This is a genomic window from Neobacillus drentensis, from assembly GCF_036962125.1.
Classification (GTDB): Bacteria; Bacillota; Bacilli; order Bacillales; family Cytobacillaceae; genus Neobacillus; species Neobacillus drentensis_B.
Window position 1 is genome coordinate 40,670 of sequence record NZ_JBALOA010000021.1, and the last position, 9,692, is coordinate 50,361.

The 9,692-nt window shown below is 38.2% G+C and carries 9 protein-coding genes; 6 read left to right on the forward strand and 3 right to left on the reverse strand.

Features of this window, described 5'->3' with window-relative positions; genetic code table 11:
* The first annotated feature begins 117 nt into the window (after positions 1–117).
* The 3 genes from V7121_RS18225 (at position 118) to V7121_RS18235 (ending at position 1,173) form a co-directional block, all read left to right on the forward strand.
* Positions 118–474, forward strand: a complete 357-nt coding sequence (locus V7121_RS18225; protein WP_335495700.1) for a YisL family protein — start codon at positions 118–120, stop codon at positions 472–474.
* 152 nt (positions 475–626) lie between these two features.
* Positions 627–899 (forward strand): ubiquitin-like small modifier protein 1, encoded by a 273-nt coding sequence (locus tag V7121_RS18230; RefSeq protein WP_335495701.1) that lies wholly within the window; start codon positions 627–629, stop codon positions 897–899.
* Position 900: 1 nt separating this feature from the next.
* Positions 901–1,173, forward strand: coding sequence for a hypothetical protein (locus tag V7121_RS18235; protein WP_335547333.1), 273 nt, complete (start codon positions 901–903; stop codon positions 1,171–1,173).
* A 47-nt stretch (positions 1,174–1,220) separates the two neighbouring features.
* Here the strand turns inward: V7121_RS18235 and V7121_RS18240 are convergent, their stop codons facing one another.
* Positions 1,221–3,053 carry an aldehyde ferredoxin oxidoreductase family protein gene (locus V7121_RS18240; RefSeq protein ID WP_335495704.1) on the reverse strand — a complete coding sequence of 611 codons (1,833 nt, stop codon included), beginning with the start codon at positions 3,051–3,053 and terminating at the stop codon, positions 1,221–1,223.
* A gap of 239 nt (positions 3,054–3,292) precedes the next feature.
* Between V7121_RS18240 and V7121_RS18245 the strand changes: the two genes are divergently transcribed.
* Entirely contained in the window at positions 3,293–4,321 is a 1,029-nt protein-coding gene (locus tag V7121_RS18245) for a ThiF family adenylyltransferase (protein ID WP_335495706.1), read from the forward strand.
* 43 nt (positions 4,322–4,364) lie between these two features.
* Here V7121_RS18245 and V7121_RS18250 read toward each other — a convergent pair whose 3' ends face one another.
* Positions 4,365–4,928, reverse strand: a complete 564-nt coding sequence (locus V7121_RS18250) for a DUF2777 domain-containing protein (RefSeq protein WP_335495707.1) — start codon at positions 4,926–4,928, stop codon at positions 4,365–4,367.
* A 216-nt stretch (positions 4,929–5,144) separates the two neighbouring features.
* Between V7121_RS18250 and asnB the strand changes: the two genes are divergently transcribed.
* Positions 5,145–6,992 (forward strand): asparagine synthase (glutamine-hydrolyzing), encoded by a 1,848-nt coding sequence (gene asnB, locus V7121_RS18255; RefSeq protein ID WP_335495709.1) that lies wholly within the window; start codon positions 5,145–5,147, stop codon positions 6,990–6,992.
* A gap of 114 nt (positions 6,993–7,106) precedes the next feature.
* On the forward strand, positions 7,107–8,633 hold the full coding sequence (locus V7121_RS18260; protein ID WP_335547336.1) for an alpha-amylase family glycosyl hydrolase: 1,527 nt from the start codon (positions 7,107–7,109) through the stop codon (positions 8,631–8,633).
* A 33-nt stretch (positions 8,634–8,666) separates the two neighbouring features.
* Here the strand turns inward: V7121_RS18260 and V7121_RS18265 are convergent, their stop codons facing one another.
* The gene (locus V7121_RS18265; protein ID WP_335495712.1) at positions 8,667–9,539 is read right to left on the reverse strand and encodes an SDR family oxidoreductase; all 873 of its coding nucleotides are present in this window, start codon (positions 9,537–9,539) and stop codon (positions 8,667–8,669) included.
* Between the last annotated feature and the right edge of the window lie 153 nt (positions 9,540–9,692).

Sequence of the window (9,692 nt, forward strand, 5' to 3'; positions counted from 1 at the left end):
GTTCTATCTCCCATGTTTGTTACTATATTTGACTAACTTTTTTTCGTGTTTGCTCATTGATTATGGTATGATTAGTTCGAATTAGATGAAATATCATACATATAAGGAGGAATAATAGTGATTCACGGTCATATAACGGCATGGATTTTAGCACTAATTTTATTTGTTGTTGCACTTTTTTTACTGAAAGGTGGAAAAGAAAAAGGTGCAAAAGTTGTTAAGATGATTTTGCGTGTATTGTACATAGCAATTCTAGCAACAGGTGTAGGACTCCTATTTATGGTTTACAAAATTGATGTTTGGTATGTTTTAAAAGCGGTTGTCGGACTATGGATAATTGGATTATTTGAAATGATCCTTAGCCGTGTAGCGAATAAAAGAAGAACGTCTGTATTTTGGATTCAGTTTGTCGTTGCATGGGTTCTTGTTTTATACCTAGGCGGAAGATTACCAATGTCATTTTTGCACCCATAATACGAAAAGCCTAAGCACCCTGTTCAGCGGAGATTAGTAAAGGCTGCCGATTCCTTCGGCAGTCTTTTATTTATGGAGAGAAATAATAAACAACGTGACAAGCATTAGATTTGGTTTTAATATTGAATTAAGGTAGAGGGGAGAGAATCTATATGCTCGTTAAAGTGTTTGCTAATCTCCGGCAAATATGTGGAGGGGTAACCGTAGACGTTCAGCCTAATGGTGAACGGGTGATTGATGTGCTGGATAAAATGGTTGAAATGTTTCCAGATTTAAAGGAAGAAATATTTACAGCTGAAAAGGAACTGCTTCCATTTGTTCACGTCTACGTAAATGGGAGAAACATCATTCATCTCGAGGACTTAGAAACAAAAGTTGTTGAGTCCGATCAATTTGCTCTATTTCCGCCTGTTGCCGGTGGCTGATATGGTAATAAGAGAGTTAGAGTTTCGTGGGATAAGGATAGAGCATCTTGGCATGTATTTTGAAGAACTAGGCGCGAAGCAAATGACTTACACGTTTCCTTATATTTATGAAGCGGAAACTTGGAGTGGTCAACTCGTAACAGAACAGGAACTTTCATTTACTGCCAGCTTTAAGGTAAATGCAGTCAAGGTACGTTTTTGTGCGGATGACCATGATGTTCTCGATGAGTTAATTAAAAGCTTCCGCTATAAAACCACAAGAATAGGCGGATAAACTTATAAAAAAAGCTTCTGCTCGGGCAGAAGCTTTTTAACGTTTCTTTAGACGGTTTGTTTTATCTCTGGGTCAATAATTCCAAGTTCACGAAGCTTCTCATCCGTTACGAGGCCATCTTTCCAGCCGCGTACTTGATAATATTCTTCTAGCATGATGTCCATCCGGCTTACATGTCCTGCACTATTTCCTGAGGCAGGTTCTTCTGTAAAGCGTTTTGGAAGGAAGTCATCCTCACGTTTATTAAAACCAGCAAGGTTATTATAATAACGTTCAAGATTATAAATTCTCTCTCCCGCTTTCATTACATCCTCAGCTGTCAGTTGAACACCTGTCATGGCGCTGTATTGTTCAGCGTAATGCTCGGCATTTTCTGAGAAGGAGGAAAACTTACAAATATTCATAGAATCAGAGAACGCTAGCATGTCTTGGAATATTTTTAATAGTTCGCCTTTTCCTTCTGGCTTTAAGCGGTCGGTTGGTTCTGGAATGCCTGCAATCTCACTTGCAACAGTGTAGCCGCGCAGGTGGCAGGCACCACGGTTGCTTGTTGCATAACCAAGACCGATCCCTTGTATTCCACGTGGGTCATAAGCAGGGATTGATTGACCTTTTACAGACATGGATAGTTCTGGTGCTCCCCATGATGCGGTTGCACGTGCAGGTCCTTCAGCAAGAATACCGCCGAAGCCTTCGCGGAAGGCAATTTTTTTAGTCAAGTCAATCATGGAATCCGCATCGCCCCAGATGAGTTCCTCGTTAATAATTCCTTTTTCATAGGCTTCCATTGTCACAGAGAAGCAATGGCCAAGTTCAATCGTATCAAGTCCATATTCATTACAGCGGTCGATCATAAATGAAATCGCTTCCGCATCACTTAATAGACAGTTAGAGCCAAGTGACCACGCCGATTCAAATTCAATGCTTTCGACACGTGTTTTATATTTGCCATCCTTTACTTCTACCTCGATTTTACAGCCAACTGGGCAAGCATGGCAGGTGTTGTTTGCCACACGTAAATTAGTATTATAGTATTCACCGCTGTGTTTTTCTGCTTCATCCCAGTGCGTTAATTGTGAGTTCTTGGTTGGAAGTGCTCCTACTTCGTTAATTAAGTTAGTTAACACATTGGTTCCATACACGGATAAGCCGCCTTTATTAGGTGCCGTTAAGCCGCCGTCAAGAATGGCTTTTACTGCTTTTTTATTAGCATCTTTGTAATCGCTGTCTAATTTCGGCTGCGGCATATTGCCTTTTTGCGGAGCTTTAATGACAATAGCTTTTAACTTTTTATAGCCGGCAACTGCAGCAGTACCACCACGTCCAGCCGCCCGGTCATGCTCATTAATAAATGAGGCGAAGCGTACGGTATTTTCACCTGCTTGACCAATAGTCATCACGCTGAGGTCTGATTCTCCATGTTCATCTTTCATGGCTTGGATAAAGGCTCTAGTGCTCGTTCCCCATAAGTTGGAAGCATCGCGAAGTTCGGCTTTACCCTCTTCAATATACAGGTACACAGGCTTGTCACTTTTTCCAGAAAAGATAATATTATCGATGCCTGCCCACTTAAGACGAGCAGCTGTCCACCCGCCAATGTGAGAATCGGTAACGGTGCCAGTTAACGGAGATTTTGTAACGACACAGAGACGTCCGCTCATCGATGAACGTGATCCTGTGACAGGACCTGTCATAATACATAAAATGTTTTCTGCAGATAATGGCTCGACCTCAGGACCATTATCTAGCACATATTTGACACCTAGACCGCGGCCACCTATGTACTTAATTGCATCTTCTTCGTTGATTGCCCGGTAATCAACAACCCCATTTGTTAAGTCAACCAAGACTTCTTTGTTTTTAAATCCACCTAGATTCAAACTTTTCCCCTCACTTTCTCAAATAAAGAATAGGTACTAATCTCTTATAATATTAGATAATTACATAAGAGATTCCTTCCAAATAATGCTTAAACTTACTAATTATTATATATCTTTTTAACTATTTATAAAATTAAATTATTTATAAACGACAATAATTAATAATTTGGTAAGATAATAGTAAAATAACTTTTCCTTTTTTAGGCACAAGTACAGATTCAAGGAAAGAGGTAGGAGTATTGAGTAATTTAGAACGCTATTCACGACAGATTCTTTTTCACCCAGTTGGTGAGACTGGTCAATTAAAATTGTTAGAAAGTAAAGTGGCAATAGTTGGTGTAGGAGCACTAGGTACGGTGATAGCGAATCATCTTGTCCGGTCAGGTGTTGGCTATATCCGATTAATTGATAGGGATTTGGTTGAACTTTCAAATCTGCAGCGGCAGTCATTGTTTGATGAAGAAGATGCAAGATTACAGCTGCCAAAGGTAATAGCTGCTCAAAAAAGATTAAATCGAATTAATTCTACAGTTACTGTTGATGCAGTCATTGCCGATGTAAATCTTGAAAATGCTGAAGAATTATTAATGGAAATGGATTGTATCGTGGATGGCACGGATAATTTCATGACACGCTTTTTAATCAATGATGTGGCAGTAAAATACGAAATCCCATGGATTCATGGGGCAGCCGTTAGCTCTAGAGGGATGTTTACATCAATTATTCCAGGGAAAACCCCCTGCTATCGTTGCCTGTTTCCGCATGTCCCAACAGGGAGGGGAGAAACGTGTGACACAGTGGGAGTCTTATCACCAATAACAGATATAATTGGTTCTTTTCAAGCTCTAGAAACCATTAAAATATTAATAGGTGAAAAGACTACCTCTAACTTAGAACAAATTGATATTTGGGATTATTCTGTGATGCAAATGGATATTTCCAACGGGAAAAACCCTAATTGTCCTGCATGTGTGAATCATCAATTTGATTTTCTAGACCGTGCCTCTGAGCAGCAAGTAATTTATACAACATTATGTGGACGTAACACCGTTCAAATTAATCCCAGAAATAGGCGGAAATTGGACGTAGGCAAGTTAGCTGAGGTTCTAAAAAAAAGTGGCAGAGTATCTGGAAATGACTATTTACTCCGTTTTTTTCCTGATGAAGAAACTTCTATGGTTGTATTTAAAGATGCACGCGTCCTAATCCATGGGACTAACGATGTGGTCAAAGCAAAATTACTTTATTCCAAATACATCGGGAATTAATATTTTTACAGATGAAAAAAGGCGTGGATGCCCATGCCTTTTTTTAAGAAATCAACTTTTCAATTACTAATCGTTTTCCGGTATTTAATGTAAATTCAAATCGATCATTAACCTTTTCATAATAACAAAAATGGTGCTGAACATTACAAATTTGTTCCTGATTATCAAATACTAAAAAATTTACCCCATCTTTGCGATTTTCATCTGATAGGAAGGATAAATGGTTATAACAATAAATGCAATCGTAAATGGAAAAATTTAAGGAGTTTAAAGTGGTAACAAATTGAAAAAAGGCATCATCATTGATTCCATCTAATAGCCTTTCCAGTGAATATACTAAATGTTTCCTAATCCTAATTAAATCGTGATTACGTAACATTGTTGCTTCGTTTCCAATTCGGATTTTGCCTGTTTCGCACAATTTTCCTTTCTTCCAACGATTCATTCGAAAGACTTCTATTTCTTGCTGAAGATAGTCATCCAACATCTCCGCTTCTTCCGTTTCCTCATCAAAGAATATCCACTGTTCATTAATCAGTTCAACCGTTCCTTCTGTATAGGCCCTTTCTTGAAAATCATATAGTTTCATTCGTTGTTGTCGACTCATTATTAACCTCCGTGCCAGTTGATATCATATTCTTTTTAGACATCTTCATGGATTTTTATAACAAAAAAATCAAGTAATATCTTTTTAACGTAAAAAACATTCATACTCACGCAGTCTTCCGCTATTTATTTGGACAATTAACCAATTCCCATGGGCTGAATACTATAAAACATGATTTCATGTACAGTAGTTCTGTTAATGAGGAGCGTGAAGGAAATGTGTGGCATTACAGGCTGGATTAATTTTGACCAATCACTTCAGAAAGAAGTAGAAACACTGACGAAAATGACAAATACGCTGGCCAAAAGAGGCCCTGATGAAACCAACATCTGGTCTGAGAAAAATGTTGCTTTTGGTCATAAAAGGCTTATTGTTGTTGACCCTGAAGGGGGAAGACAGCCAATGTCCAAACAAAAGGAAGGATATAATTACACCATTTGCTACAATGGGGAATTGTATAATACAGAAGATATCCGCAAAGTTCTCCATACTAAAGGATATTCATTTAAAGGTCATTCTGATACTGAAGTTCTATTAACTGCCTATATAGAATGGGCAGAAGAGTGTGTTAACTATTTAAACGGAATTTATGCATTTGCAATCTGGGATAGTAAAAGGGAACAGCTCTTTATCGGTCGCGACCGTTTAGGAGTAAAACCTTTATTTTTCAGAGAACACAAAAAAGGGCTTTTATTTGCCTCTGAACTTAAGGCGATTTTAGCTCATCCAGAAGTAAAAACTGAAATTGATCAAGAAGGTCTTGCAGAAATCTTTGGAATTGGCCCTTCACGATCACCAGGTTCCGGTGTTTTTAAGGGAATAACTGAATTAAGACCCGCACATGCATTAACCTTTTCAAAAAATGGACTGAAAATTTGGCGCTATTGGAATGTAAAAAGTGAAAAACATAAGGATAACGTGGAGGAAACGGCAGAAAAGGTTCGCTACTTAGTGACTGATGCTGTAACAAGGCAGCTTGTTTCCGATGTTCCGCTGAGTACTTTTTTGTCTGGAGGTTTAGACTCAAGTATTATCACAGCTATTGCTGCAAAAGGTTTCCATGATCAGAACAAAGGGCAGCTTCATACCTATTCGATTGATTATGATGGAAATGATCAATTTTTTGCTTCAAATGAATTTCAACCTGATGCAGATGGAAAATTTATTCAAATGATTGCAGAAAAATTTAAGACAAAACACCATAATAAAATCATTTCTCAACAACAATTGGTTAATGATTTGGTGGAAGCTACCCATGTAAGGGACCTTCCTGGCATGGCTGACGTGGATTCCTCCTTACTATGGTTTTGTAAAGAAATAAAACAGGATTTTGTTGTCAGCTTGTCAGGGGAATGCGCTGATGAAATCTTCGGCGGATACCCTTGGTTTCATCGGAAACTAGACTTAGAACGGAAAGGATTTCCGTGGATGCGTTCTTTATCAGAACGACATAATTTGTTGAAAGCACATTGGCAAGAAAAACTAAAATTAAATGATTATGTAATGGAAAAATATGTTCAAGCGATTGCTGAAACACCTAAATTAGATGGTGAAAGCGAAGAGGAATCAAAACGCAGGGAATTGTTTTATATAAATATGGTTAGTTTTATGACGACTTTGCTTGATCGCAAAGACCGAATGAGTATGGGGGCTAGTTTGGAGGTCAGGGTTCCTTTTGCCGACCATCGATTAGTCGAATATGTGTGGAATATCCCGTGGGAAATCAAAATGTATCGCGGAAGGGAAAAGGGAATCCTTCGTAAGGCTTTTGAAGGTATTTTACCGGAGGAAGTATTATATCGGAAAAAAAGCCCCTATCCAAAAACACACAATCCCGCTTACACAGTTGCTGTTCAAAAACTGGTCGAGAGTATTTTACAAGATAAATCCTCTATTTTACATGAATTTTTTAATAAAGAGCAGCTGGAAAATATCGTCAAGTCTGGTGGGAATTCATTTCAAGAACCTTGGTTTGGCCAACTGATGACAGGGCCACAATTATTGGCGTACCTTGTACAGCTGCACACATGGTTTAAAGATTACAATATTAACATAGTGAATTAGACGGCAAATTTTAGATAAAATGAAGAACTTAAATTTGGAATAAAAACTCGATTAGATTAAAATGGTGTAGGGAAGAGGATATCCTCTTCCCTTTTTAGAGGAGGATAGAAAAATATGAAAAGAATCACACTCATTTTAGTACTGTTATTACTTAATTCATCTTTTCCGGCCAATGCAGCTCTTGAAAAGGAAGACCGCGTATGGCAGGATGAAACAGTTTATTCCATCATGATTGATCGTTTCAACAATGGAGACCAAAATAATGACTTTAATGTCAATGCAAGGAATCCATTAGCATATAATGGCGGAGATATTCAGGGAATTATTGATAAGTTAGATTACATACATGATATGGGGTTTACTACGATTCGATTAACTCCTATTTTTGACAATACCAAAAATGGCTACCATGGCTTTTGGGTAAAGGATTTTTACAAAGTAGATGAACACTTTGGCACTATGAAATCTTTTCAAACATTAGTAAAAGAAGCACATAAGCGAAAGATGAAGGTTTTGATGGATTTTGTTACAAATAATGTAGCAGCAGACCATCCTTGGCTTAGTGACTCCAGCAAGAAGGACTGGTTTCACACCGAACAGAATATCACTGCTGTAAATGGAAATCAGAGAGAGCTTGAAAAAGGGTGGATTGACGGGCTGCCTGACCTTAATCAGGACAACCCCGAAGTAAAAAAATACTTATTGGATGCCGCCAAATGGTGGATAAGTAAAACAAATATTGATGGGCTAAGTTTACCAGAAGTAAACTATGTTCCGAAAAGCTTTTGGACTGACTTTTCTACTGTAGTAAAGAAGAAAAAGAAGGACCTTTTTCTATTAGGGGTCATGTCAAACAAAGCTTCTATTGATTCACAAGAATATAAAGATGCAGGGATAGACAGTGTGGTTAATTATCAGTACAGTGATAAGTTAAGACAAACATTTGCAAGTACGAATCAATCTTTTAGTATCCTAAATTCAGCAGCAGACAAGAATCAGCAATCCTTTTTACGGGCAAATTTTATGGATAATGAATATACGACCCGATTTACAAAGGATATAGTGGCAAAGAAACAATTTCCCGGTTCACGCTGGAAAACTGCATTGGTTTATCTTTATACAACCCCAGGAATTCCTGTCGTTTATTATGGAACTGAAATAGCGTTAAACGGGGGAAACATTCCCGATAACCGCGGACAAATGAGTTTCAGAACAGAAAAAGAATTAATTGATTATATTACCAAGGTGGGTGAATTAAGGAATCAGCTTCCTTCATTAACAAGAGGAACGATGGAGATGCTTTATGATAAAGGCGGTATGGTTGTTTATAAACGTGTCTATAAAGGTGAAACGTCTATTATTGCCATTAATAATTCAAGCAAATCACAAAAAGTAACCTTATCAAACAAACAAATTGCTGGCGGAAAGGAGCTTCGTGGCTTACTAGACGGAGATATTGTCAGAAGTCATGATAATCAATATTTTCTTATCCTCGACCGTGATCTTTCAGAAATTTATGTAGTAACAGAAAAAAGCGGCATAAATATTCCGCTTATCGCATCATTAATCGTTGTGTATCTTTTAGTTTCATTATTTCTTTTCTTAGTAATCAAGAGGAGAAAAGGTAAAAACATAGGCTGACACGCATCGGGAAACGTCCCGATGCGTTCTTTTTTAACCATTTACGATGGTCCCGCCGTTTACGTGAATCATTTGGCCACTTACATAGGAAGAGTCATCTGAGGCTAAGAATACATAGCTGGGTGCTAGTTCGCAGGGCTGTCCCGCCCGCCCCATTGGTGTAGTTGATCCAAATGTTGCGACCTGGTCTTCAGAAAATGTGGACGGGATCAGCGGTGTCCAAATCGGACCTGGAGCCACAGCATTCACTCTAATTCCTTGTGGAGCCAATGATTTTGCTAATGAACGGGTAAATGAAACAATTGCGCCTTTCGTTGCCGAGTAGTCCAATAATTGTTCATGACCCTGATAAGCCGTAATTGATGCAGTATTAATAATTGACGCCCCCTTTTTTAAAAAAGGAAGGACCATTTTTGTCATATAAAAGAACGAGAAAATATTGGTCCGGAACGTTTTCTCAAGTTGGGCAGAAGTAATGTTTAATAAGCTGTTCTGGGGGTGCTGTTCTGCGGCGTTATTTACCAGAATATCCACTTTTCCAAATTCAGACTGAACTTTATTGACAACCTCCTTACAAAAATCTTCAGTTCCGATGTCGCCTGCATAAAGAAGACAAGTTCGTCCTTCGGCTTCAATTAACTGCTTTGTTTCTTCGGCATCTTGCTGTTCTTCTAAATAGACAATTGCTACGTCTGCGCCTTCTTTAGCAAAATAAATGGCCACAGATTTTCCTATCCCGCTATCGCCTCCAGTAATAATTGCTGTTTTACCAGCTAATTTCCCTCCTGATTTATAATTGGGATCAACTGATACGGGGCGAGGATTCATTTCACTTTCTATTCCAGGCTGATGATTTTGGTGCTGGGCTGGAAAGGTCTTTTTTGGTTGATTTTGATTATTGCTCATTTCCTAAAACCTCCAAGTGTGTACTCGCTATTAGTTTTAGATAAATGGAGCAAATTATGAAAAATAAAGATAAAAAAAAGCGAAAGGAAATAAATCCTTTCGCAGATTTCTTAAAAGAGAAGTATAGGTTTTTAGAACTTAGTTTACTGTCTA